This window comes from Microbacterium sp. AISO3, from assembly GCF_002204305.1.
Classification (GTDB): Bacteria; Actinomycetota; Actinomycetes; order Actinomycetales; family Microbacteriaceae; genus Microbacterium; species Microbacterium arborescens.
Genome location: NZ_NHRF01000001.1, coordinates 396,139 through 420,176, shown reverse-complemented (window position 1 = coordinate 420,176; position 24,038 = coordinate 396,139). Strand labels below are relative to the sequence as shown.

The window sequence follows — 24,038 nt, the reverse complement described above, 5'->3', positions numbered from 1 at the left end:
ACTCCTCGCTGTCAGCGGACGGGGGCCGGGTAGACGAGCGGCTGCTGAGCCAGGGCCGCCGGGTAGACCTGGGTGACTGCGCCGCCGAGCACCTGCATCGTGACGACCGAGGCGTTGACGTTCTGTCCCGTCTCATCGAACGAGACGGGACCGTCGTTGACGACGTGCGGCTCGTACGTCGTCGCGGCGATTGCATCACGGATGTCGGCGGGGTCGGCGCTCCCGGCGGCGTCGATCGCTTCGGCGATGAGCGTCACGGCGTCGTAGGTGAGCATCGCGCTCGTCCGCATCGGCTCGCCGAACTCGGCTTCGAACGCCTCGGCGACCGCGACCGCCTCATCGTTGGTGGCATCCCACCGGTAGTTCGCGTCGAAGTAGTTCTCACCCCCGTTGGGGGCGTCGGCGGTGAACTGCACCTGGTCGTATCCGCCGTTGGCGACACCGAACACGGCGTCGAGATCGGGGGCGATGGAGCTGACAGCGCGAGCGATCGCGAGGCTGTCGTTGTAGTAGCCCGAGACGGCGAGCACGTCGGCGCCGGCGGCTGCCACCTGCTGCACCTGGGTCGACAGGTCGCTCGACGAGGGGTCGTAGCTGATCGCCGGTTCGACCGTGATGCCGTACTCCTGGGCCTTCGCAGCGAACGCCTCGTAAGCCGAGGCGCCGAAGTTCCCCTGCTCGTAGAGGTAGCCGACCTTGGTCACCGGGGTGCCCGCGGCCTCGGCGATCTCGGACAGATAGGTCGCGCTCTGCTCGCCCATCATGCTCGCCGACGGCTGGATGCGAAACGAGTTGGTGTAACCCTGCTCCAGGATCGAGTCGAGTGCCGACACGTCCATGACGAACGGCACGCCGTTGCGCTCGGCGACCGAGGCGATGTTCGCGCTCGTCGCGCTCTGGTACGAACCGACGAGCGCCGCGGCGCCCTCCTGGATGAGACGCGTCGCCTCGCTCTGCCCGGTCTCCGGCTCGCCGCGGGTGTCGGCCGCCTCGAGGACGAGCTTCGCGCCGCCGAGGGATTCGATGCCGCCGGCGTCGTTGATCGCGTCGACGGCCATCTGTGCGGCGTTGCTCATCTGCTGGCCGTCGACCGCGTTCGAACCGCTGAGCGGGTGGAGGGCTCCGATGACGATCTCCTCGGGTGCCTCGCCCGAGGATGCTGCCTGGCTTGCTCCGACGGCGGATCCGGCACAGGCCGCGAGCGTGACGCTGCCGACGGCGAGAGCGGTCACGGCGAGCGTGAAGCGACTCGTGGTTTTCAACTCGACTCCTTGGAGGGTGGTGTTCCGTCTGATGGAGCTGTTTCGGTGACCGGAACGTTCGGGTTAGTCCCTGACTGGGATGTATGCGACGGTATGCCTCGGATATGCGGCGCCAGTTGCCCGCGTGTATCCGGAATGTTTCGTCTCGCCCGAATCGGGCATCTGGCGTTCCGTTCAGTGAAACGTGGCCGTACGCTTCTGCGCAGAGCGTGCCGGACGCTCATCCACGCGAGGAGAGTGCGCCATGGCCGATACTGCCCCGTCGACGACATCCCGGGTCGCCGAGGTGCTGATGTCGTTCACCGACGCGACCGCGCCGCTGGGTGTCTCGCAGATCGCGAGGTCGTGCGACCTGAGCAAAGCGGTGGTTCACCGCATCCTGCAGTCCCTCGTCGCATCGGGACTCGTCGACTATCTGCCCGACACTCGCCGCTACTGCCTCGGCCCGGCGGCGATCGCCCTGGGTCAGACGGCAGCCGCGGGCAGCCGGCTGTACTCCGCGGGGATGCCGGCGATCTCGCACCTGGCCAATCAGACCGGCGAGACCACGACGCTGACGGCCCGCCACGGACATGGACGGCACTACATCGGCCTCGTGGAGAGCATCAACCCGATCCGCATCAGCGTGCGCATGAGAGACCATGTTCCGCTGTGGTCGGGAGCGAGCGGCATCAGCATCCTGGCGTTCATGGACCCGGTCGACGTCGACTACGTCCTGAGCCAGGAGCGGCACGCGTACACCGAGGCGACCGTCATCGACGAGACGATGATCCGAGACCGTCTGGCCGAGACCCGCGAGCGCGGGTGGGCGCATACCGCGGGCGAGCGCGTGCGGATGTCGAGCAGCGTCGCGGCCCCGATCTTCGACCGTGATGGCAGCCCGGCCGGTTCTCTCTCGGTCGCCTACCTCGTCGACCGACTCGGCGACACCCAGCACCACGACCTCGCGCAGCTCGTGCTGGCCGCCGCCCGCGACGCGACCGCCAGACTCCAGTAACCCCCCGCCTGTTCGCGGCGGCGAGGGTGCGCATCTGCACGGTCCGGGGCGGCCCGCACCGTGCAGATGCGCGTTCTCGGCGTCAGCGAGAGGGCGAGACGGCGGGCTGGCGGGCGATCCAGTCGTCCATGCTCGTCTCGGGGTGGTCGAGCCAGTGGTCGCCGTAGTAGTCGGCGAAGGGCAGGTATTCGTCGAGGATGCGGCGCAGCTCCGAAATCGCATCGAGCCCCTCGGGAGCGATGTCGACGCGCAGGTCGACGTGCGCGCGCCGTTGACCGCGTGCCGTCGTGATGATCGACGACGACAGGTGCCGGCGCCCCTCACCACCGGCGGCGAGGCCGGCCTCGAGCGCCCGCATGAGACGCTCCTCGAAGAGCCCGGCGGTGTCGTTCTCGTACGACGCAGCCATCGCCTCGAGCACGCGCGGGCCGATGAGGGTGTTCCCGAGCACGGCGAAGCCGTCGCCGACGAGGTGACCGGCGTACTGCGACTCGATCACGACGTCACCGGTGTGGGCCGCGACGCGGCCGTCGTCGAGGACGATGCCGAGTTGCCGGTACCGGAACGACTCGTCGGTCTCGGCGAGCGCCGCGATGATCGTCTCGGGCGCCAGACCCGTCGTCCCGAGGTCGAGGGCGCGCTGGCCGAGCCGCCAGTCGGAGTGCCACTGGCTCGTCACCGCGACCCCTCCCGCAACATGGGGGCATCGCGAGGCGAGCGCGATCGACCCCGTGCCCTGGCAGACCCCGACCGCACCCGTGCTCGGGTCGGTGGCGATGATGCTGAACGTCATCGTGTTCTCCTTCCGGGCGCGCTCAGCGCGCCGTCATTTCCCAGCGGATGACCACGCGGCGGAGAACCCGCACGACGAGGTTGAGGACGATGCCGAGCACCGAGAGGATGATGAGCAGCGCGAAGACCGCCGCCGTCTCCATCCGGCCCTGCGCCTGCAGGATCAGCACGCCGAGGCCCTTCTGCGCCCCGACGAACTCCGCGACGATCGCGCCGATCATCGAGTTGGCGACGGCGAGCTCGAGCCCGGAGAAGATCTGCGGGAGCGCCGCGGGCAGCATCAGGCGCGTCTGGATCTGCAGCGGCTTCGCGCCGTTGACCCGGAACAGGTCGACTTGGTCGCGGTCGACGCCGCGGAACCCGTGCAGCGCGTTGACGAGCATCGGGAAGAACGCCAGCAGCACGACCACGACGACCTTCGAGGGCATCCCGAACCCGAACCAGATGATGAACAGCGGCGCGACAGCCACCTTCGGGATCGACTCGATCGCGACGATGTAGGGAAACACCACGGCGTAGACGGTCGGGAACTGCGCGAGCACGATCGCGAGCACGAGGCCCGCGACGACTCCGATGCCGAGGCCCGTGAGCACGATCGACATGGTGGATGCCGTGTTCTCGAGGTAACGCGGGAACGCGTTCGGGTCGAACAGCGCCTTCAGCACATCGCTGAGCGGCGGCACGACGTAGACGGGGGTGTTCGTCCAGCCGGGGACGAACTGCCAGCCCAGCAGCAGCAGGCCCAGCAGAGCCAGCGAGGCGATGACCCGCTTGGCGGGCGTGTTCACGACGCGTCGCGTGACGAGCCGGGTCGTGACGGGGCGGGTCCGGACGGAAGTGCTCATGCGTTCACCTCGAAGTGACGACGGATGTGGGCGGTGAGGGCCGCGAACTCGGGATCGCCGAGGAGCTCGGGGGTGCGCGTCTTTCCGAACGGGATGTCGATGATCTCGGCGATGCGTCCGGGGCGCGGGGTCATGACGACCACGCGCTCGGCGAGGAAGACTGCTTCGCTGATGCTGTGCGTGATGAGGACGGCGGTGGTGCCGGTCTCGCGCCAGATGCGGTTGACCTCGACGTTCAGGGCGTCGCGAGTCATCGCGTCCAACGCCCCGAAGGGCTCGTCCATCAGCAGCACGGCGGGATCGTGCACCAGCGCCCGGCAGATCGCGGCGCGCTGCTGCATCCCGCCTGACAGCTCGTGCGGGTGCTTGGTGGTGAAGTCCTCGAGACCCACCATCGTCAGCAGCGTCCGCGCGTGGGTGCGATCGGCGCCGGTCACCCGTCGGCGCAGGCTGAGGGGTAGCAGGACGTTGTCGAGGATGTTCAGCCACGGCAGCAGGGTCGCCTTCTGGAACACCATGCCGGCCTCGCCCCGCGGGGCGCCGATCGGCACATCGGCGATCGTGGCCGTGCCGGCGGTGTGTCCCTCGAGACCCGCGAGGATGCGCAGCAGGGTCGTCTTGCCGCATCCGCTCGGCCCCAGAACCGAGACGAACTCGCCCTCCGCGATCCCGAGGTCGACGTGCGAGAGCGCCGTGACGTCGCCCGTGCGGGTCTGATAGGTCTTCGAGAGGTCGGAGATCTCGATCAGGCTCATGGCTTCTCCAGTCCGTAGACGCGGCAGAGGTTCTCGTTGAGCACGCGCGCGGCGAGCCACTCGGCCTGAGATGTCGTCCACAGGCGATCGGCGACCCCGGCAGTGAGCGCGCGGTCGAGCGCGAGCCGGCCGCGGGCCGTCGAGGCGACGTGGAACTCGGGCTGCCCCGTGTCGGTGCCGAACATCACGCGGTCCGCAGGGAGCAGCTCGAGCCACTCCTGCAGCATCCGTTCGAGGGCGTGGTGGTGGAGGTACGGCATCCACGAGTAGTCGAGGAAGACGTTGCCGTGCGCCTGACTGAGCGCCGGGAGCAGCGACGTGTACGGGTAGCCGCCGTGGATGAGGATGATGCGCAGCCGGTTCAGCGCCGGATCCGACAGCAGGGGCTCGAGGTTGCGCGGATCGGCGCCGCTGAGCAGCAGGCCGGGCTCGGCGTGGCCCATACCGGTGTGGATCTGCACCGGCAGCTCGCGCTCCACCGCGAGCTCGGCGATCGCGAACACGAGGTAGTCGGCGAGAGCGGTGTACGCGGGCGTCTCGAGCGACGCCGCATCGGAGCGCAGCGTCGTATAGGCCGCCTCGGCCTCGTCGCGCGGGCGTCGCCGGAAGTCGAGCGCGCGCACGTAGGCCGACGCGATCTTGAGGCCGACGAAGCCCGACTCCTGACGGCGGATGATCGAGTCCCGCACGAACGCGACGTACTCGCCCAGCGTCGCCGGCGGGGCGTCGAGGCCGGCGGTCTTCAGCAGACCCTCGAGCACCGTGGCGAACACGCGCCGGAAGCGGGGCGTGTCGGAGCCGCGGCGGCGGAAGGCGGGGTGACCGAACGGGTAGAGGTAGGGGTCGATGCGGCCGATCGGCTTGTAGCGCTCGGGCGTCCAGGCGTCCGCGTCGATCCACGGCAGGTCGGTCAGCACCGCCGCCGTGCCCGAGATGTCGAGCGCCTCGCCGTACAGACCCGCGAAGTCGGCACGTCTGCGGTCGCGGCTCATCCGCACGATCTCGTCGTGACCCAGGTCGCCGTAGAGCGCGCGACTGCCCTCGACGAGCGATACGCCGTGCACGCTCGTCGACTGGAACCGGATGCTCTCGTCGAAGAGCTTCTCGATGCCGTGGGCCGCGTCGAGCCGGGCGAGCTCGTCGCGGTCGCCGCGGCCGCGGGCGGCGACGAACTCGTCGAACACACCGACGGGGAGGTTGGCCTCGACATGGCCGGCCGCGTTCTCGCGTTCGAGCGCATCGATGCCTTCGAGCTCCTCGCCGGGCCGGACGTAGCCGGCGTGGGAGTGGTGGTCGATCGCCGGGACGCCGTCGGTGTAGGTGAGGGAGGTCATTCGGCGCTCCAGTTCTGAGCCTCGGCGACGACGGCATCCGCGTCGAAGTCGTTGTACGCCTCGACGAAGGTGTTCGGGGCGGCCGCGACCGTGTCGACCTCGGAGTCGATGATTCCCGAGTCGAGCGCGAAGGTGCCCCACGCGGCGAGAGCCGACTCGCTGTACGCACCCCACGACGCGGTGTCCTGCGGGTCGTCGGCGGTGAGCAGCTCGAGGCGGCGGTTGAGCGCGACGAGGTCGATCGCCAGCTGGTCGTCGATCGAGTTGCCGGCGACGAGCGTGTCGGGGTACTCCTCGTACATGATCCGCAGGGCGGCCTCGGGGTTCGTCGCGGTGAAGAGGGTGGCCTTCGCCATCGCCCGGCCGAAGGCCTCGATCGTCTCGGCGTTGTCGGCCGCGTAGTCGCTGCTCGTGAAATAGGTCGTCGAGAAGAGCGATGCGGCTTCGTCGGTGGTGAAGTAGCGCAGCGGGGTGCCCTGAGCCTCGAACGCGGCGTACTCGGTGTCCCACAGCGACAGGGCGTCGACCTGACCGGTCGCGAGCGCCTGCAGCGCTGCGGCACCCGTCCCGACCGCGAGGTGGCTGTAGTCCACGTCGGGCGTGAGGTCGACCGACGCGAGGATGCCCTCGGACAGCAGCATGTTCGACGTGCCCAGGCTGCTCTGGCCGATGACGGCACCCTCGAAGTCGCCGAGCGAGGTGATGGGGCTGTCGTCGAGGACGGCGAGCGATCCGGTCTGCTTGCGGATGTAGTTGTAGACCAGCTGCAGCTGGCTGCCCTTCGTCATCGCCTGCCAGATCGGCTCGGGCGGGGTGCTCCCGATGTCGAGCGAGCCGGAGTCGATGCCCTGGACGATCGAGGTGGAATCGCCCGTCACGACGATGTCGACCTTCAGCCCCTCGTCCTCGAAATACCCCATCGCCTGGGCGACGGCCATCGGCGAGTTGTTCGCGCCCATGTTCGTGGGGATGCCGAACTCGACGGTGGTCGTGCCGTCGGCGGATCCGGAGTCTTCACCGGCGCAGCCGGCGATGGTGAGAGCGAGGGCGGCGGTCACGGTGACCGCAGCGGTACGGGTGAACTTCATGGTGTCTCCTAGCGCGGGTGGTTCGCGGATCGGGTCGATCCGGCGATGTGGGTGGAGCTCAGGGACAGTGGTGCGATGCCTGCGCGCAGGCGTTTTCGGCATGGCCGAACACCGGTGCCGTCCGTCGGGAGCAGGACGGCACCGGGAGCTGAGGGACGGGGTCAGTCCGTCCGGGGCGGATTCTCCGAGGGTGGCGTCACGACCCAGAGGGCCTCGCCCACCGCATCGCCGATGTTGACGATGCTGTGCGGCGTGGAGGTGCGGTAGTCGATGCTGTCGCCGGCGGTGAGCTCGAACTCCTGATCGCCGAGCCGGAACCGGAAGTCGCCGCGGAGGATGACGCACACCTCCTGCGAATCGCCGTGCGTGTAGCTGTCGCTTCCCTCACCGTGGCCGGGCTCGTACTCCGAGACGAGCACCTCGACGTTGCCGAGCGGGGGCTGCGTGATGCGGAAGTGCCGCACGTCGTTGCCCGCGGCCAGCATGGGGCGCTCCTCCTTGCGGAGCATCGTGCCGAGGGTGGGCTGAGCGCTGAAGAGCTCGGTCCACGGGATGCTGAACGCCCCGGCGATCCGGCGGACGACGTCCAGGCTCGTGTTGGCCTGGCCGTTCTCGATCTGGCTCACGTAGCCGGCGCTGATCGATGCGCGTCGTGCGAGCTCGCGCGTCGACATCTTGCGCAGGGCGCGCAGTTCCCGCACGCGGGGGCCGAGATTCGCGTCGTCCATCGCTCTCCTGGGGTGTCGGTAATCACACTGATCGGTGTCAGTAAGCAGAGCGTATACCGGGCGAGCGCGTCGGAAATTGCTGATGTGTTTCGTGTGTGTAACCGAGTTCCCGGCGCCACATACAGCAGCGAGGACGCGCACCTGCACGGTCCGGAGCCCCCGACACCGTGCAGACGTGCACCCTCGCGCCTTCAGGGCCGCGCGACCGGGCTGATCACCAGCTCGTCGATACGCACGTGCGGGGGCGCATCGATGATGAAGCGCACCGTTCGCCCGATGTCGTCGGGAGTCAACATCCGCTCGCGGGCGTCCGCATCCGGCACTTCGGGCCGGAGGCTCAAGAACTCCGTGTCGACGTCGCCCGGGCACAGGTGGCACGCGCGGATGCCGGCGGCAGCCTCCTGCGCGTTCAAGGTCTCGCAGACAGCGGCGAGCGCGCGCTTGCTGGCGCTGTAGGCGACACCCGCGACGGGCGAGAAGCGCCAGGCTGCGATCGACGACACCACGACGACGACGGCCGAACCGGATGCCCGGAGGTCCGGGAGCGCTGCGTCGATCACGTGGATGACGCCGTGGAGGTTCGTGTCGATGACCTGTTCGACCTCGCTGACCGACTGGTTCTCCCACGTCCGCCGCGGCGAGTTGAGGCCGGCGGCGAGGACGAGCTCGTCGATGCGGCCCCACCGATGACGGATCTCGTCACGCGCCGCACTCACCGCGCCCGTGTCCCGGGCGTCGAACGGCAGCACGATCGCCTCGCCGCCCGCATCCGCGACCTCGCGCGCCGTCTGGGCGAGCACGTCGTGGCGCCGTCCGCTGAGCGCGAGGCGCCGGTCGGGGGCCAGGGCCAGCGCGGCGGCGCGGCCCATCCCGCTGCCGGCTCCGGTGATCCATGCGACGCGTCGCTGGGAGGCGATGGTGGAGGTCATGCCCGGGCCGCCATCTCGTACGCGCGCTGGGGGAACTGGGTCGCGAACTTGCCGCCGCTCACATCGAGCAGCGTGCCCGTGACGTAGCGCGAGGCATCGCTCGCGAGGAAGCAGACGGCGTCCGCCACCTCGCGCGGGTCACCCCAGCGCCGCAGCGTGAGCGTGTCGAGCAGGCGACGCTGCTCGTCGTGCGGCTTGTCGGCGAAGCCGTTCATGTCGGTGGGGATCATGCCCGGAGCGTACGCGTTCGCGGTGATCCCCCAGGGGCCCAGTTCTCCCGCGAGTGTTCTGGTGAACTGGACGACAGCGGCCTTGGATGCCGCATAGGCCGCACCGCCGACACTGGGGACGATGGCCGCGAACGAGGCCGCGTTGACGATGCGGCCCCCGCCCTGCCGCTTCATCGCGGGGATGACCGCATGGCAGGTGCGGAACGTGCCGGTGACGTTGACGTCGAAGACGCGGTTCCAGGTCTCGGCATCGGCGTCCTCGATGAGCCCGTCACCCAGGATGCCGGCGTTGTTCACCAGCACGTCGACGCGTCCGAACCGGCTCAGCGCAGCATCCACGGCCTGCCGCACCGAAGCGGACGACCGCACGTCGCACGCCAGCGAGGCACCGTCGAGTTCCGCGTCGCGGCGTGCGTCGTCGGCCCAGGCCACCGCATCTTCGGCGATGTCCGTCGCGACGACGACGGCGCGCTCGCGCATGAACGTCTCGGCGATGGCGCGGCCGATGCCGCGACCCGCTCCGGTGACGACGACGACCTTGCCGTCGAGATCCCACTGCATCGTGCTCTCCTCCGATCGGGGCCGCGCCTACGCGGCTCTCCTCGATGATGTCGCAGCGCGGCGGCGTTCGGCACCGACGAGCGACACGACGACGAGCCCGGGCGCGATCACGATGAGGGGCGGCAGCATCCATACGACGGTCGCGCTCACCCCGAGGCCCACCAGCACCAGCGATGTTCCGATCGGGTCGTCGACGACAATGCCGCGCCCCTCCCGCCAGAGGTCGATCCACCGCGCACCCGGCGTCCAGAGCGCCGCGGTTCGCAGCATCGCGACGGCGACCACGACCGCCAGTCCGCCGCTGATGATCGCGAAGACCGTCCCGCCGGGAAGCGCCCCCTGTGCCGCCCCGACCGCGTTCAGGGCGAGGAGCGCGATGACCACGGCGCAGGCCGCACCGAACCACCAGCCCGAACGCACTGCCTGGAGGCCGCGCAGAGCGAAGAGTCGGATCGAGTCGGGCTCGTCGTCGAGGTGTGCGCGGAAGTGCTGCACCCCTGCGCCGAAGGCCGGAGCCAGGGTCACGAGCGGCAGCGACAGGAGCGTCACCCCGATGCCGACCACGAACATCTCGCCGAACCCGGCGACGCCCGAGCCGCCGAAGACCGCGCGGCTCTCGGGCGATCCGTCTGTCCTGCGCGCGGAGGTCATCCCTTGAGCCCCTCCGTCGCGACGCCCGCCACCAGGTACCGCTGGAAGGCGAGGAAGAACAGCACCACGGGCACCAGGGCGAGGATCGCCATAGCCATCTGTGCGCCGTAGTCGCTGGTCGAGGTCTGGTCGACGTAAAGGCGCAGAGCCAGCGGCATCGTGTACATGCCCGGATCCTTGAGGTACAGGAGCGGCCCGAAGAAGTCGTTCCACGACCAGATGAACGCGAAGATCGAGCTCGTGACGAGCGCGGGTCGCATGAGGGGCAGGATGACGGCGGTGAAGGTGCGCGCATGGCCGGCGCCGTCGATGCGCGCGGCCTCGTCGAGATCGCGCGGCAGACCCCGGATGAACTGGATCATGAGGAACACGAAGAAGGCGTCGGCCGCGAGGAACTTCCCCAGCAGCAGCGGCCAGTAGGTGTTGATCATGTCGAGCTGATTGAACACGATGTACTGCGGAATGATCACGACGTGGAACGGCAGGAGCATCGTCGCGATCATGCACAGGAAGAAGACCTTGCTGCCGCGGAACCGGATGCGGGCGAACGCGTACGCCGTGACCGAGCACGAGAGCACGACCCCGACGACCGAGGCGACCGCGAGGATGAGGGAGTTCACGACGAACGTCCAGAACGAGACTCCCCCGATGCCGGCGAAGGCGGTCGCGTAGTTCTCGAGGGAGAAGCTCTCCGGCACGAGACTCACCGAGCCGATGATCTCGTTGCCCGGCTTGAACGACGACATCACCATCCACGCCGCCGGATAGAGGATGACGACGAGCACGGCGATCGCGAGCACGTGGAAGACCGCTGCGCTCCCCCGCGTGCGCCAGCCCCGCCCTCCCGCGTGCTCGCGGCCGCGTCGCCGCGACGACGAGTCGGTCGTGATGAGCTCGGTCTGGGTGATCGTGTTCGTCATCGTTCGTCCCCCGCATAGTGAACCCACGCCCGCGATGTGCGGAACAGCATGAGCGTGACCAGCCCGACGGCGATCACGAGCACCCAGGCCATCGCCGAGGCGTAGCCCATCTGGAAATCTCGGAATCCCCGCAGGTAGAGGTAGAGCGTGTAGAAGAGCGTCGACCCGGCCGGCCCACCGCTGCCGTTGGAGATGATGTAGGCCGAGTTGAACACCTGGAAGGCGTGGATCGTCTCGAGGAGCAGATTGAAGAAGAGCACGGGCGACAGCATCGGGATCGTGATCGAGAGGAACCGGCGCACCGGTCCGGCGCCGTCGACGGAGGCCGCCTCGTACAGCTCGGGCGGCACCTGCTTCAACCCCGCGAGGAAGATCACCATCGGCGCGCCGAACTGCCACACCGTCAGCAGGATGAGCAGCGGCAGCGTGCGCGCCGGGTCGCCCACCCATCCGCCCTCCGAGGCGGGTGGCCCGCCGAAGAACGAGCCGATCTGCGCGACGATGCCGTCGTCGATGAACATCGCCTTCCACACGATCGCGATCGAGACGCTGCCGCCGATCAGCGAGGGCAGGTAGAACGCCGACCGGTAGAACCCCTGGCCCCGGCGCGGTGCGTTCAGCAGCAGCGCCACACCGAGCGCGGCAACGAGCTTCAGCGGCGTACCGACCAGCACGTAGATCCCGGTGACCTTGACCGCCTGCAGGAAGTTCGGGTCGGAGAACATGCGCGTGTAGTTGTCCACGCCGATGAACTCGGGATCGTTGAACAGGTTGTAGTCGGTGAACGACAGCACGAGCGAGGCGACCATCGGCCCCGCGGTCAGGGCGAAGAACCCGATGAGCCACGGGCTCAGGAAGAGATAGCCGGCACGCGTCTCGCGTCGAGCCCGCACGGTCGAGCCCGCACGAACCGGGACGACGGCTGCAGCAGTCATGGCTTGTTCCTTTCTCCTGCGAACCGGCGTCTCGGCCGTACGGCAGGGTCGTGCGGAGCGGTCAGGAGCCGAGCACCAACGAGATCTCCGAGAACAGCTCCTGCGCGAACTGCTTCGTGGTCAGGTCGCCGTACCTCAGCTGCTCGTGCAGCTCTCCCCACTTGGCCTCGATGGTGCCGTAGCCCGCGGGGAGGATCGGGTAGCTCGCCGTCAGCTCATCGTCGATGGATGCGAGGTAGTCGAGGTTGACGGTGTCGGCTGCGGTCTGATCGATCGCATCACGTCCAGCCTCCGTCGGCGGTGTGCCGAGCGACGTACCGAAGATCGTCGCGACCTCGGGCGAGGTGGTGAGGAAGTTCACGAAGGCAGCAGCGGCCTGCTGCTGGTCGGAGTTCTTCGCCACGCTCAGCAGCATGCTCGGCTTGGGCGCGAGCACATGCTCGTCCTGGCCCTTCTCGAGCGGCGGCTGCACCATGCCGATGTTCTCGGTGCCGGCATCCGTCATGCCCTGCAGCACCGTCGTCGAGAAGTTGAACCAGATCGCCGTCTCACCGGCGAGGAAGCCCCCGCTGGGCGAGAGGGCGACGCTGCGCTCGACGGGGTAGAAGTCGCCGTCGTCGCGGAGGTCGGCGGCAGAGTCGAGGTACTCGATCACATCGTTCTCGTCGAACGCGGGCGCACCGTTCTCCTCGAAGACCGGGTTGCCGTCCTGCATGAGGTGGTAGATGAAGTTCGGGAGGCCGCCCGTGTAGTCCTCCGCCCCGTAGATCCGGGGTTCGGATGACGCTCCCGCCGCGTTGACCTCGAGGACGAAGTCGTTGAACTCGTCCCAGGTCATGTCGTCGGTCGGATAGTCGATGCCGAACGAGTCGAGGATGTCCTTGTTGTACATCATCGACCAGGCGTTCGTGCCCAGCGGGACGCCGACGAGTTCGTCGTCGACGGTTCCCGATCCCAGCACCTGATCGTTGACGCCGTCGAGCGGGAGCAGTGAGTCGCGGTAGGGCGAGAGATCGGCGAGCAGACCCTTGCTGGCGTATTCGCCGAGGTAGCCGGCATCCATCATCACCACGTCGGGAAGCGACTTTCCCGCCGCCTCGGTGTTGCGCGCAGTCCAGTAGTCGCCCCAGGCGTTGAAGTTGCGCACCACCTCGACGTTCGGGTACTGCTCGTTGAAGAGCGCCACGACCTCTTCGAAACGGGCGGCACGGTCTTCGTTCCCCCACCACGAGAAGCTGATCTTCGCTGCGGTCTGGTCGTCGAAGGTGATCTCCTCGGGGGCGGCGTTCGAGCCGCTTCCCGTGCCGCAGCCGGCGAGCAGAAGTGCTGCGGCTCCGACGAAGGCGAGCGATGCGGGCAGTCTCTTGATCATGATTCCTCCTCATTGAGCGGGCATGGGCCCGGGGTGTCGATGGCGGTGGCCGGTCGAGAGCCGGCCGAGGTCAGTCGGTGTCGGTTCCCTGGACGAGTGAGCGGATCGTCTCGACGGGCAGCTTGGGTTTCCGGGCTTCGGTGAGCAGGCCGTTCCGCTCCTGCATGGTGTCGGTGAGCTGCGTCCAGCACCAGCCGGCGAGCCCGTCGGGTCGGCCGGTGAAGCCTCGCGTGCCCGACTGCACCGCGCGGAGGATCGCCGCGACCATCCGGCCGTACTCCTCGGCGCCGCGCGCTTCGGAGTAGCCCCAGGAATCATCCGGGCTCGCATCAGCCGCCCACTTCACCCCGCCGAACTCGGTCAGCATGACCGGCTGTCCGCTGTCGGCCGTTCCGGGCAGACGCACGCGGCGACCGGCCGGGCCGATGCCCGAGACGAGCTTGCGCAGCTCGACCGCGTCGACGTCGTAGCGGCGGGCGAGGATGCCGCCGTCCGCCTCGTAGTCGTGCAGGGTCCACAGGTCGGAGGTACCGAGCTCCCACCCGTCGTTGGAGATGACGGGCCTGGTGGGGTCGAGCGCCTTCGTCAGGTGGAACAGCGCTTCGGCGAAAGCCCGCTGATCCGAGCGCGAGGCGATGTGCTGCACGCCCCAGCTCTCGTTGAGCGGCACCCACGTGATGATGCTGGGGTGCGCCCGGTCGCGGAGCACGGCTTCCGTCCACTCCGCGGTCGTCCGCTGCACGGCTCGCTCGTCGAACGTGTACGTCGCGGCCATCTCGCCCCACACCAGGAGTCCGAGCCGGTCCGCCCAGTACAGGAACCGGTCGTCCTCGACCTTCTGGTGCACGCGCACCGAGTTGAAGCCGAGCTCGGCGATCAACTCGGCCTCGCGTCGCAGTGCGTCGGGCGAGGGGGCCGCGAGGTGAGACTCGGGCCAGTACCCCTGACTGAGAACCGACCGCAGCGTCACCGGGCGGTCGTTGAGCAGCAGCGCGCCGTCGCTCCAGGAGACGCTGCGCAGACCGAGGTAGCTCGCGACGGCATCCGTTCGGCCACCGTCATCCGTCAGTTCGATCCAGGCGTCGAGCAGGGTGGGCCGGTCTGGGCTCCAGAGCAGGCGTTCGTAGTTCTGACCGTTTCGCTGTCCGTCCAGGGCGATCGTCAACGTCGCCCTCGTGCCGCTCGTCCGCATGGTCGCGGCGGCGAGCTCCCGACCTTCGTGCGCGATGCGGACGCTCGCGCTCGCGCGACCGGGCCGGCTCAGTCGGAGCTCGAGGGTCACCGTGCCGTCGGTGAGGTCGTTGGTCCAGTTGAGCGCGGTGATGTGCTGCGGCGCGACGGACTCGAGCCACACCGACTGCCAGATCCCCGTCGTGCGGTGGTACCAGATCGAGTGGGGCTGTTCCTCCCAGTCCTGCTTCCCTCGAGGCTGCGCGAGGTCGTGCGGGTCGTCCTCGGCGCGCACGACGATGACATGCTCGCGAGCGTCACCGTCGAGCGCGTCGGTGATGTCGACGGCGAAGGGGGTGTGGCCGCCCTCGTGGCTGCCGACCATCTGCCCGTCCACCCAGACGGTGGCCCGATAGTCGACGGCACCGAAGCGCACAATCGCACGCTGCTCCGACCGGTGTCCGGCGGCGGCGAGGTCGGCGTCGGTCAGCGTCCGGCGGTACCAGACGATCGGATGGAACCCCGTCTCGCCGACGCCCGAGGCCGGCGACTCGGGCGGGAAAGGCACGAGGATGCTGCCGGCCAGGTCACGGCCGTCGAACCACCGCTCGGCGACGCCTCGGTCGTCATCGTCGTGAGCGAACCCCCACTCCCCGTCGAGCAGGAGGAACGAGTCGCGCACGAGCTGCGGACGCGGCCGCGCCGGTTCGAGCGTGCTCGCACGCACCGTGTCGGGCTCTCGACCGGCATCCTGCTCCACTGCATTGACTCCCTCTGCCGGCATCGATGCCGGCGTTGTCACTGACCCGCCCGCAGACGGGATGGAAACCGCTTTCCGTCCCACGTTGAACTACACGATAGTTCCACGCTGAACTAGAGTCAACAGCGACCCTAGGAACTGCTCGACAGGAGCCTGCATGACCCGCGTCACACTCGCCGACGTCGCCGCTCGTGTCGGCGTGAGCGCGAAGTCCGTCTCCAACGTCGTGAACGGAACGGGATGGGTCGGCGACGAGATGCGACGGCGCATCCTCGCTGCGATCGACGAGCTGGGGTACCGACCGAACCTCGCCGCACGGCAACTGCGGAACGGGCGCAGCGGACTGATCGCGCTCGTCCTCCCCGATCTGCGAGAGCCCTACTTCGCCGAGTTCGCGTCGCAGTTCGTCACCACCGCGCAGACCCGGTCATTGACGGTTCTCATCGCGCAGACGGGCGGCGCCCGTGCCGCGGAGCTGGCGATGATGGCCGGCGAGGGCTTCCCCGCGCTCGACGGGATCGTGATGAGTCCGCTAGCCCTGACCGCCGACGATGTGCGCGACCGGCCGAGCGTTCCTCCGCTCGTGCTGATCGGAGAGCAGGCCGAAGAGCTCGTGAACCCTTCGGTGCATCACGTCGGCATCGACAACGTCTCGGCGGCGGCAGCAGCCACCACGCAGCTCATCGAGCAGGGGCGACGTCGCATCGCCGCGGTAGGCGTGCAGGAAGCCGGGCCCACTGCCACCTCTCGACTCCGATTCGAGGGGTACCGGCGAGCGCTGGCCGCAGCGGGCATCGCCGACGACCCGGCGCTGTACGCCTCGGTCGATCAGTTCAACCGCGCCGAAGGATCGACGGCAGTCGCACGCCTTCTCGCGAGCGGAACCGATGTCGATGCGTTGTTCTGCTTCAGCGACAGCCTCGCCCTCGGCGCGCTGTACACCCTCGGCACCCACGGCATCTCCGTGCCGGACCGCGTGCAGGTCATGGGCTTCGACGACATCGAAGAGGGGCGCTTCCACATCCCCGCGTTCTCGACCGTCGACCACGGTGTCGAGCAGGCGGCGGCGTCGATCCTCGACATCCTGAGCGACGCGACCACGCAGGCCGGCGTGCACCATCAAGTGCCGTACCGCGTGATCACCCGCTGATCCCCCACCGAGGTCCCACTTCGGCCGGGAATTCCGGCTCGGTAACCGGCCCAACCGGGACCTCGGATGCGAAGGATGCAGGGGGCCCGGCGGATGCAGCGAGGGTCAGGGCGCGGCGGCGAGGATGCGTTGCGCAGCCTTGACCATCGCGATGTCGATGAAGGTGCCGTCGTCGAGCACGAACGCGCCCGTGCCGTCGGCGGCCGCCGTGCGCACCCGCTCGACGATGCGCCGCGCGCGCTCCACCTCGTCGGCGTCGGGGGTGAAGACCCGCCGGATCACCTCGATCTGCCGCGGATGGATGGCCGTCCGCCCCGCGTAGCCGAGCGCACGACCGACCCGGCAGCTCGCCTCCAGGCCCTCGAGGTCGGCGACGTCCGCCCACACCGCCATGAGCGGCAGCGGCAGACCGGCCGCCGCCACGGCGTTCACGACCCGCGCGCGCGACCACGCGAGCCCGGGCTCCCCCTCACGCCCGGCGGGCACGCCGATCTCCGCGCGCAGGTCGGCCTCGCCCACCGCGACCGACGCGACCCCGGCCTGCGTGATCTCGAACGCCCGCTCGATCGCGAGCGCCGACTCGAGCAGGGCATGGATCTCGCGCCCGGGTGCGGCGGCTCGGACCGCCGCGACGTCATCCGCCGACTGCGTCTTCGGAAGGCGGATGCCGAACACCGCGGGCAGATCCGCGACAGCAGCGACGTCCTCGTCGTGCGTCCGTGCGCCCCGAGCGTTCACCCTGACCTGCACTGCCGGCGCGGCAGCCCCTCGCGACGCCCACGCCGCGGTGAAGTCGGCGAGCGCAGCCCGCGCCGATGCCTTGCGCGAGGGTGCCACGGCGTCCTCGAGGTCGACGATGACGGCATCCGCTCCGGCATCCAGCGCCTTCTCGAAGCGCTCGGGGCGGTCGGCGGGCGCATACAACGCGACCACGATCGGGCGGGTCATGCGACCGATCCCTCGGCACGCATGCGGGCGATGTCGTCGTCGGTGTAGCCGAGCGAGGCGAGCACCTCGGCGGTGTCGGCGCCGTGAGCCCGACCGGTGAACGCGATCGTCGACTCGTCGCGCGACATCCGGAACAGCGGTCCCTGCATCGCCATCTCGCCGAGATCGGGGTCGTGGATGCGGTGGACCGTGCCCAACGCCTGGAACTGCGGGTCCGCGACGATGTCGGAGGGGTCGTACACCGGGGCGACGGCGGCCTGCGCCGCTTCGAACGCCCCGATCACCTCGTCGCGCGTGCGCTGCGCGATCCAGCTGCCGACGGCCTCGTCGAGCTCGTCGGCGTGCTGGGCCCGGCTCGACCCGCTGGCGAACCACGGCTCGGCGGCGAGGTCGGGACGGCCGACGAGGGTCACGACCCGTTCGGCGATCGACTGCGCGCTCGTCGACACGGCGACCCACGAACCGTCGGCCGTGCGATACGTATTGCGCGGCGCGTTGTTCGCCGATCGATTGCCGGTGCGGGGCTGCACGGTCGCGAGCTGATCCCAGCGCGTGATCTGCGGGCCGAGCATCGCGAGGATCGGCTCGATGATCGCGACATCCACCTCCTGCCCGCGGCCGTCGCGGTCGCGGGCGTGCAGCGCGGTCATGATCGCGTAGGCGGTCGCGAGTGAAGCGATGCCGTCGGCGAGGCCGAACGGCGGAAGGGTCGGCGGCCCGTCGGGCTCGCCCGTCGCGGCGGCGAACCCGCTCATCGCCTCGGCGAGCGTGCCGAATCCGGGGCGACTGCGGTACGGCCCGATCTGCCCGAATCCGGTGACGCGGGCGAGTACGAGGCCGGGATTCTCGGCAGACAGCTCGTCGTACCCGAGTCCCCAGCGCTCGAGGGTTCCGGGGCGGAAGTTCTCGACGACGACGTCCGCGGTGCGGGCCAGGCGCAGGAACGCCTCGCGCCCGTCGGCGGTGTGCAGGTCGATCGCGACGGTCCGTTTGTTGCGGCCGAGCGTCTTCCACCACAGGTTCTGGCCGTCCTTGCTCGGACCGTGACCACGTGCCGGGTCGGGCTTGGTCGGATGCTCGACCTTGACGACCTCGGCTCCCATGTCGCCGAGGTGCATCGCCGCCATCGGGCCGGCGAAGAGGGTCGAGGCGTCGATGACGCGCAGTCCGTCGAGCGGGGTCACGAGCGGTCCTCCCAGCAGACGCGGAATCCGATCGAGGGCGACGCGTCCTGGCCGAGTCCCGGCAGGAGAAGCTTGGCCGAGAACTCCGGCGTCTGCACGCCGCCGTCGAAGTACCAGTCCGAGCCCTCGCTGCGGTGGGCGCTGCCGCCCTTGAGCATGACGAAGCGGGTGCGGCCGTCGGAGTGCTCCGACTCGGTCCAGTTCCACACCTCCGGCGTGCGCCGCCGGAACGACGGATCGGATGCCGCGAGCTGCCACTCGTCCTCGGTGGGGAGACGTCCGCCGACCCATGCGGCGTACTCCCGGGCCCGCGCGAAGGTCACCCGCGTCGCCGGACGCTCGGGGTCACGGGCCTCCGCGTCTTCGCCGATCGCGTCGAGGAACCGCGCGTACTCGGCCTCGGTCACCTCGGCCGCCCCGACGCGCACGGGATGCCGCACCTCGACGATGCGTTCGAGCGTCCGCTGATCGTGCAGGCGGGGCGGCAGCGGCTTCCACTCGTCGACGTAGGGTGCGCCCTCGTACATCCCGGTCTCGCGCGCACGGAACCGCACCGTGAGCAGGTGCGTTCCGGGCGTCACGGTCACTGTCTGGACCTCATCCCGCACGCCGGTGTCGCGCATCGGCCCGGCCCACGCCGGAGCGGTGAGGCGCCGAGCTCGGCGGTGCGGGAACGACCCGTCCGCCACCGGCGGCTCATCGCGCAGCGCGGCCTTTACCTCCGCGACGACCGGCGGCACGTCGGCGTCCGCCGTGTCCGCGGCATCCCCGGCCATTCGGACTGCGGCGGCGACGCCACCGGCCGGCACCGTCACCGACGACACCCGATCGCCGGGCTCGTGCAGCGGCACCCACCGGCCCCCCGACTCGAGCTCGAACTCGACGTCGGCGCCCGACGTGTTGACGAGGCACAGCAGCGTCACCCCGTCGAGCTCGAACGCCGACCCGAATACCGGCGCGTCGTGCACGGCAAGAGGCGTCCACTCCCCCTCGACCAGCCAGCGGTGCATGCCGCGCTGCACGGGCAGCATCCGTCGAAGGGTCGCGGCGTCGCGGTCGCTCCACCCGACCCAGACGCCGAAGACGACCTCCCACACCATCACGCCGACGCCGTTGAGCCATGCCGAGCGCAGCTCTTCTGCGTGGTCGCGGTGCCACCGGCGGATGTGGTGCTGCATGTGTCGGCGCTCGAACCACCGGGCGCGCAGCACGCCGGGCACCTCCGAGTCGGCGAACCACTGCGCCCACGACAGGGTGTGGTCGGCGATGCGCTCGGTCGCGAGCTTCGACTCGCCCTCCAAGCCGATGCCCGGGCGCGCAGCGTCCAGGGCCGCGACGAGATCGGGGTCGGCCTTCCGCAGCGTGTCGAGGAAGACGCCGTCTGCGCCGAGGCGCCGCACCGTCGCGGCGAGCTCCGCGGCGTCGCCTCCCGAGCGCCGCGTGCCGACGTCCCACGGGTTGTAGTCGACGAACACGGCCACACCGGCAGCGCGCAGCGCCTCGGCGGCTTCGACGAGCCCCGGCACGGCGTAGAAGTCCCACTGGTTGCGGTCGTCGATGCCGATGACGGGGTAGGCGTGCCACAGCACGATCCCGTCGAGACCGCCGAACCGGCGCTGCGCGTCGGCGATGAAGCGTTCCGGCGTGAAGCGCTGCTCGTCGAAGTCGAAGAACAGCTCGTCCCAGAGCCAGACCTGGGCGACCGTGAAGCACCGGCTCGCCCACGCGGACTCGGGCTGTTCGTAGCGGGTCGGCACGCCGTGCCGTTCGCGAGCGCCTTCGCGCCACGTCGTCAGCTGGGCACGCCATGCACCGAGGTCGGCCGGATCCGTCGGCGCGACGAAGATCTTCGCGTCGTCGAGCACGACCGCGGCGTCGCCCGAGCGCACGTCGGCATCGAGCGGCACCGGCGTCGGGCGGTCGATCTCGCGCGGGACCAGGGGATCGAATCCACCGCTCACGGTCGGTTCTCCTTCCGGAAGGCGGCGACCTCGTCGGCTGTGGGCACCGCGTCCTGCGCACCGGGGCGCGTGACGGCAAGGGCGGATGCCGCAGCACCGGCGCGCGCGGCATCCGCGAGCAGACGGAGATCGACGGCGTCGGGGCGGCGTCCGGAGGCGGCGAGCGCGGCGGCCAGCACACCGCAGAAGGTGTCGCCGGCGCCCGTCGTGTCGACCGGCGTCACGACATGGGCCGGCACCTCGGTGCGCTCGTCACCGCAGACGACCAGGCAGCCGCGAGAACCGAGCGTGACGACGAGTCCGCGCACCGTGCGGGCGAGGTCGGCGATGGCCTCGTCGAGGTCTCCGACGCCCGCCGCCTCGAGGGCCTCGTGCTCGTTCACGACCAGCACGTCGGTGGCCGCGAGCAGTTCGTCGCGGCGGGCGGCGAAGGGTGCGGACGGCGCAGCGTTCAGCACGTGCCAGGCTCCCTCGCCCCGGGTCGCTGCGGCGTCGCGTACCAGAGCCACCGGAATCTCGAGCTGCGTGAGCAGAACCGAGGCTGAGGCGACGACGGCGCGTTGCGCGTCGCTCAGGGAATCGCGCGCGGCGTTGGCGCCGGCGGCGACGACGATGGCGTTCTCGCCCGATGCATCGACCGAGATGAGCGCTGTTCCGGTCACCTCGTCGACCTGCACCACTCCCGAGACGTCGATGCCGTCGGCCTCGAGCGCCGTGCGCAGCGCCTCGCCCACGGCATCCGTTCCCACCGCGCCCACGAAGGCGACCTCCGCTCCCCCGGCACGCCGGGCGGCGACGGCCTGGTTCGCACCCTTCCCCCCGCCGGTCCGGACGAGCGACGATGCGAGCAGCGTCTCGCCGGGAGCGGGGATGCGGGCGACGCGGGCGACGACGTCCTGGTTGATGCTGCCGACGACGACGACGCTCACGAGGTTCCCTCCGCGAGCGCGACCGTCCGCTCGGCGAGCTCGCGGATCGATCGCTGCGGTCCGCCGGGCATCGAGGTCGCGATGCTGTCGTTCAGCGGCGCGGTCCAGGCAGGCCCGACGCCGTCCGCTCCGAGCAGGCCGCCGAGCACCGAGCCGACCGTGGCGCCGACCGAGTCGGTGTCCCAGCCGCCGGCGACGGCGAGCGCGACGGCGGCACCGAAGTCGCGATCGTGGGCCTGCAGCGCACAGGCGGTGAGCGCGGCGTTGTTCAGCGTGTGCACCCAGTGCATCCCGGCGAACTCGCCGTGCAGGGCGTCGAGCGCACCCGCCGTCGTGAGCTCGCGCGTGGCGAGCGCTCGGCCGGTCTCGCGTCCGAACCGTACGGCCGCGGCCAGGCGGGAGGCGGGCGGCACGACGGTGTCGGCGGCATCCAGCACGGCATCCGTCGAGTCGGCGACGAGGGATGCCGCGCAGAGAGCGGCCGCCCACATGGCGCCGTACAGGCCGTTGCGGGTGTGGCTGAGCCGCGCATCGATCCACGCCGAGTGGGCCGCGGCCCGGACATCGCCGGGGTGCGCCCACCCGTGCACGTCGGCGCGGATGAGGGCGCCGATCCACTCGCGGAACGGGTTGCGGTGGGTCGCGGTCTCGGGCACCGGCCGGGCGTCGAGGATGTTGCGGTACGCAGCGCGTTCGGCGGTGAACACCCGCCCCGCCGGCAGGGCCGCGAGCCAGGCCTCGGCGACATCATCGGTCGTCAGCGCGGAGCCGTGCCGCTCGAGCAGGTCGAGGGCGAGGAGCGGGAAGTTCAGGTCATCGTCCTCGGGCATCCCGGCGATGTTCTCGACGAGCGAGGTCGGGGCGGAGCGGCGGTTCCAGGGCCAGCGCTCCGCGACATCGGCGGGCAGGCCGCGCGCGGTGAAGTAGCCGCTGATCGGCCAGTTCCCCGTGGCACGCGCGATCTGCTCGATGCCTTCGCGCGGGATCTTCTCGACCGGCTTGCCGAGCAGGCACCCCGCCGATCGGCCCAGCCACGCGCCGTGTACGCGGTCGAACGCAGCGCCGCGGTCAGCGCTCGGCTCGGGTTGTGCGGGAAGCAGTGCTTCGATCGCTTCCCACTCATCGGGTTCGTCAGCGCTCGGGCGCTGCAGTGCCTGCAACTCATCGAGCACGCGACGCGCCGCCGCGCGCAGTTCGGCGGATGCCGGTGTCGCGCTGGCTCCGGAGGGAGCGAGGACCGTCGCTCCGCCGGCATCCGCCCAGCGCCGTTCGATCGCCGACAGCTCGTCGTCGGGCACCCCCTGCTCGCGCAGCGCCGCGAGTTCCGCCGGCACCAGGTCTTCGGGCTGAGCCCACGTCAGTCTCACGCCTCTGCCCCCACCGACAGCAAAGACGTCAGCGACTCTGCACGCGCGGCAGCCCGCTCGGCATCGGCACGGGCGACGTCGCGCACGACCTCGACCATCGTGGTGACGACGCCATCGAGGTCGAGGCGGCTCGCGGTCACGACCTCGCGCACCCACTCCTCGGGAACGGCGGCGCTGCCGTGGAGCCCACCGCAGATCGCGCCCGCCATCGTGGCGATCGAGTCGGCGTCGCGGCCGTAGTTCACCGCGTCCAGCACGGCGGCACGCAGGTCGCCGTCGTGGGCGACGACGAAGCCGAGCGCGACGGGGAGCTCCTCGATGGCCTTCGTCCGCGAGGGAAGACGCGCGTCCATGGCCGGTGACCGGTAGGCCTCGCCCACGGTGTCGAAGGGCCGCACCGCGTCGCGGATGATGCGACCGAGCTCACGCGGATCGTCGGATCCGCCGGCGGCGCGGAAGGCGTCGACGGCCTCGAACACGGCGCGGATGGCGGCGGCGGTGCCGTCGTGCGCGACATCCATCACCGCCCGTCGAACATCGTCGACCGTTGCTCCCGGAGTGGCGGATGCGGCGACGGCGGCCGCGAACACGCCAGCGGCCTCGCGACCGTACGACCATTGGTGCGCGCCGGTGATGTCGACGGCCTCGGCATACGCGCCGCGCGGGTCGCCGATGTGCACGAGGCCGACGGGGGCCATGTACATCGTCGCGCCGCAGTTGACGACGTTGCCGACGCCCGCCTCACGGGGGTCGGCGTGGCCGTAGTGCAGCTTCATGACGAGCCACTTCTCGGCGAGGAACACGCGCTGCAGGATGAGCGCTTCGTCTTCGAGCTCAGGGATCCAGCGGCGCTCGCCCATCATGAGGGGCACGAGGTCGCTCGCGACGTCGTACGCGTCGAGGTGCCGGCGCTGCTTGGCGTACACCTCGATGAGCGCGTGGGTCATGAGGGTGTCGTCTGTGACGTGTCCGTCGCCCTTGTGGTACGGCGCGATGGGGCGAGCCGTGCGCCAGTCGGGCAGGAAGGGACCGACGATCCCCTCGACACGTCCGCCGTGCCGCTCCTCGATCTGCTCCGGGGTCCAGCCCTCCGTCGCACCGCCGAGCGCATCGCCCACGGCGGCTCCCGCCAGTACTGCTGCCACCCGATCGTGCAACACGTCCATTACG

22 protein-coding genes are annotated in these 24,038 nt (G+C 70.1%); 2 read left to right on the top strand and 20 right to left on the bottom strand.

The genetic code is table 11. From position 1 onward, the window contains the following. Positions 1-11 precede the first annotated feature (11 nt). Positions 12-1,262 carry an ABC transporter substrate-binding protein gene (locus CBF90_RS01955; protein ID WP_064955318.1) on the bottom strand — a complete coding sequence of 417 codons (1,251 nt, stop codon included), beginning with the start codon at positions 1,260-1,262 and terminating at the stop codon, positions 12-14. 244 nt (positions 1,263-1,506) lie between these two features. Here CBF90_RS01955 and CBF90_RS01950 point away from each other — a divergent pair, with 244 nt between their 5' ends. Next, complete coding sequence (locus tag CBF90_RS01950) at positions 1,507-2,259, top strand: IclR family transcriptional regulator (protein WP_088379764.1); 753 nt, start codon at positions 1,507-1,509, stop codon at positions 2,257-2,259. An 82-nt stretch (positions 2,260-2,341) separates the two neighbouring features. On the opposite strand, the gene CBF90_RS01945 is transcribed toward CBF90_RS01950, so the two are convergent. From CBF90_RS01945 to CBF90_RS01885, 13 genes are all read right to left on the bottom strand, one after another. Further along, positions 2,342-3,052, bottom strand: coding sequence for a DUF1028 domain-containing protein (locus CBF90_RS01945; RefSeq protein ID WP_088379763.1), 711 nt, complete (start codon positions 3,050-3,052; stop codon positions 2,342-2,344). A gap of 22 nt (positions 3,053-3,074) precedes the next feature. Continuing rightward, positions 3,075-3,896 carry an ABC transporter permease gene (locus CBF90_RS01940; protein WP_023953517.1) on the bottom strand — a complete coding sequence of 274 codons (822 nt, stop codon included), beginning with the start codon at positions 3,894-3,896 and terminating at the stop codon, positions 3,075-3,077. Beyond that, positions 3,893-4,651 carry an ABC transporter ATP-binding protein gene (locus CBF90_RS01935; RefSeq protein WP_064955316.1) on the bottom strand — a complete coding sequence of 253 codons (759 nt, stop codon included), beginning with the start codon at positions 4,649-4,651 and terminating at the stop codon, positions 3,893-3,895. The genes CBF90_RS01940 and CBF90_RS01935 overlap by 4 nt, the downstream gene beginning before the upstream one ends. Further along, a complete protein-coding gene (locus CBF90_RS01930) occupies positions 4,648-5,985 on the bottom strand; it encodes an amidohydrolase family protein (protein ID WP_088379762.1) in 1,338 nt (445 codons plus the stop codon). The genes CBF90_RS01935 and CBF90_RS01930 overlap by 4 nt, the downstream gene beginning before the upstream one ends. After that, positions 5,982-7,073: an ABC transporter substrate-binding protein gene (locus tag CBF90_RS01925; protein ID WP_172407767.1), complete on the bottom strand. Its 1,092-nt coding sequence runs from the start codon at positions 7,071-7,073 to the stop codon at positions 5,982-5,984. Before CBF90_RS01925 ends, CBF90_RS01930 begins: the two co-directional genes overlap by 4 nt. Positions 7,074-7,234: 161 nt before the next feature. Continuing rightward, on the bottom strand, positions 7,235-7,801 hold the full coding sequence (locus tag CBF90_RS01920) for a helix-turn-helix domain-containing protein (protein WP_064955313.1): 567 nt from the start codon (positions 7,799-7,801) through the stop codon (positions 7,235-7,237). Positions 7,802-7,992: 191 nt separating this feature from the next. Next, positions 7,993-8,730: an SDR family oxidoreductase gene (locus CBF90_RS01915; protein WP_088379760.1), complete on the bottom strand. Its 738-nt coding sequence runs from the start codon at positions 8,728-8,730 to the stop codon at positions 7,993-7,995. Continuing rightward, a complete protein-coding gene (locus CBF90_RS01910; protein WP_088379759.1) occupies positions 8,727-9,521 on the bottom strand; it encodes an SDR family NAD(P)-dependent oxidoreductase in 795 nt (264 codons plus the stop codon). Before CBF90_RS01910 ends, CBF90_RS01915 begins: the two co-directional genes overlap by 4 nt. A gap of 27 nt (positions 9,522-9,548) precedes the next feature. Then, a complete protein-coding gene (locus tag CBF90_RS01905) occupies positions 9,549-10,172 on the bottom strand; it encodes a hypothetical protein (protein ID WP_088379758.1) in 624 nt (207 codons plus the stop codon). Next, entirely contained in the window at positions 10,169-11,092 is a 924-nt protein-coding gene (locus CBF90_RS01900) for a carbohydrate ABC transporter permease (RefSeq protein ID WP_023953506.1), read from the bottom strand. The genes CBF90_RS01905 and CBF90_RS01900 overlap by 4 nt, the downstream gene beginning before the upstream one ends. Next, on the bottom strand, positions 11,089-12,027 hold the full coding sequence (locus CBF90_RS01895; protein WP_023953505.1) for a carbohydrate ABC transporter permease: 939 nt from the start codon (positions 12,025-12,027) through the stop codon (positions 11,089-11,091). Before CBF90_RS01895 ends, CBF90_RS01900 begins: the two co-directional genes overlap by 4 nt. Positions 12,028-12,088: 61 nt before the next feature. Then, positions 12,089-13,399, bottom strand: coding sequence for an ABC transporter substrate-binding protein (locus tag CBF90_RS01890; RefSeq protein ID WP_023953503.1), 1,311 nt, complete (start codon positions 13,397-13,399; stop codon positions 12,089-12,091). Between the two features lie 70 nt (positions 13,400-13,469). Next, positions 13,470-15,353, bottom strand: coding sequence for a glycoside hydrolase family 2 protein (locus CBF90_RS01885; protein ID WP_088379757.1), 1,884 nt, complete (start codon positions 15,351-15,353; stop codon positions 13,470-13,472). A 133-nt stretch (positions 15,354-15,486) separates the two neighbouring features. On the opposite strand from CBF90_RS01885, the gene CBF90_RS01880 reads away from it, so the two are divergent. Continuing rightward, entirely contained in the window at positions 15,487-16,479 is a 993-nt protein-coding gene (locus tag CBF90_RS01880; protein WP_071918861.1) for a LacI family DNA-binding transcriptional regulator, read from the top strand. 105 nt (positions 16,480-16,584) lie between these two features. On the opposite strand, the gene CBF90_RS01875 is transcribed toward CBF90_RS01880, so the two are convergent. Genes CBF90_RS01875 through CBF90_RS01850 form a run of 6 tightly spaced genes read right to left on the bottom strand, consistent with a single transcriptional unit; the run spans position 16,585 to position 24,034 of the window. Beyond that, positions 16,585-17,427, bottom strand: a complete 843-nt coding sequence (locus CBF90_RS01875; protein WP_088379756.1) for a CoA ester lyase — start codon at positions 17,425-17,427, stop codon at positions 16,585-16,587. After that, on the bottom strand, positions 17,424-18,611 hold the full coding sequence (locus CBF90_RS01870; protein ID WP_172407766.1) for a CaiB/BaiF CoA-transferase family protein: 1,188 nt from the start codon (positions 18,609-18,611) through the stop codon (positions 17,424-17,426). Before CBF90_RS01870 ends, CBF90_RS01875 begins: the two co-directional genes overlap by 4 nt. Then, positions 18,608-20,572 (bottom strand): SUMF1/EgtB/PvdO family nonheme iron enzyme, encoded by a 1,965-nt coding sequence (locus CBF90_RS01865; protein WP_088379755.1) that lies wholly within the window; start codon positions 20,570-20,572, stop codon positions 18,608-18,610. The genes CBF90_RS01870 and CBF90_RS01865 overlap by 4 nt, the downstream gene beginning before the upstream one ends. After that, complete coding sequence (locus CBF90_RS01860; protein ID WP_088379754.1) at positions 20,569-21,501, bottom strand: ribokinase; 933 nt, start codon at positions 21,499-21,501, stop codon at positions 20,569-20,571. Before CBF90_RS01860 ends, CBF90_RS01865 begins: the two co-directional genes overlap by 4 nt. Further along, the gene (locus CBF90_RS01855; RefSeq protein ID WP_088379753.1) at positions 21,498-22,868 is read right to left on the bottom strand and encodes an ADP-ribosylglycohydrolase family protein; all 1,371 of its coding nucleotides are present in this window, start codon (positions 22,866-22,868) and stop codon (positions 21,498-21,500) included. Before CBF90_RS01855 ends, CBF90_RS01860 begins: the two co-directional genes overlap by 4 nt. Beyond that, positions 22,865-24,034: an ADP-ribosylglycohydrolase family protein gene (locus CBF90_RS01850; protein WP_088379752.1), complete on the bottom strand. Its 1,170-nt coding sequence runs from the start codon at positions 24,032-24,034 to the stop codon at positions 22,865-22,867. The genes CBF90_RS01855 and CBF90_RS01850 overlap by 4 nt, the downstream gene beginning before the upstream one ends. Between the last annotated feature and the right edge of the window lie 4 nt (positions 24,035-24,038).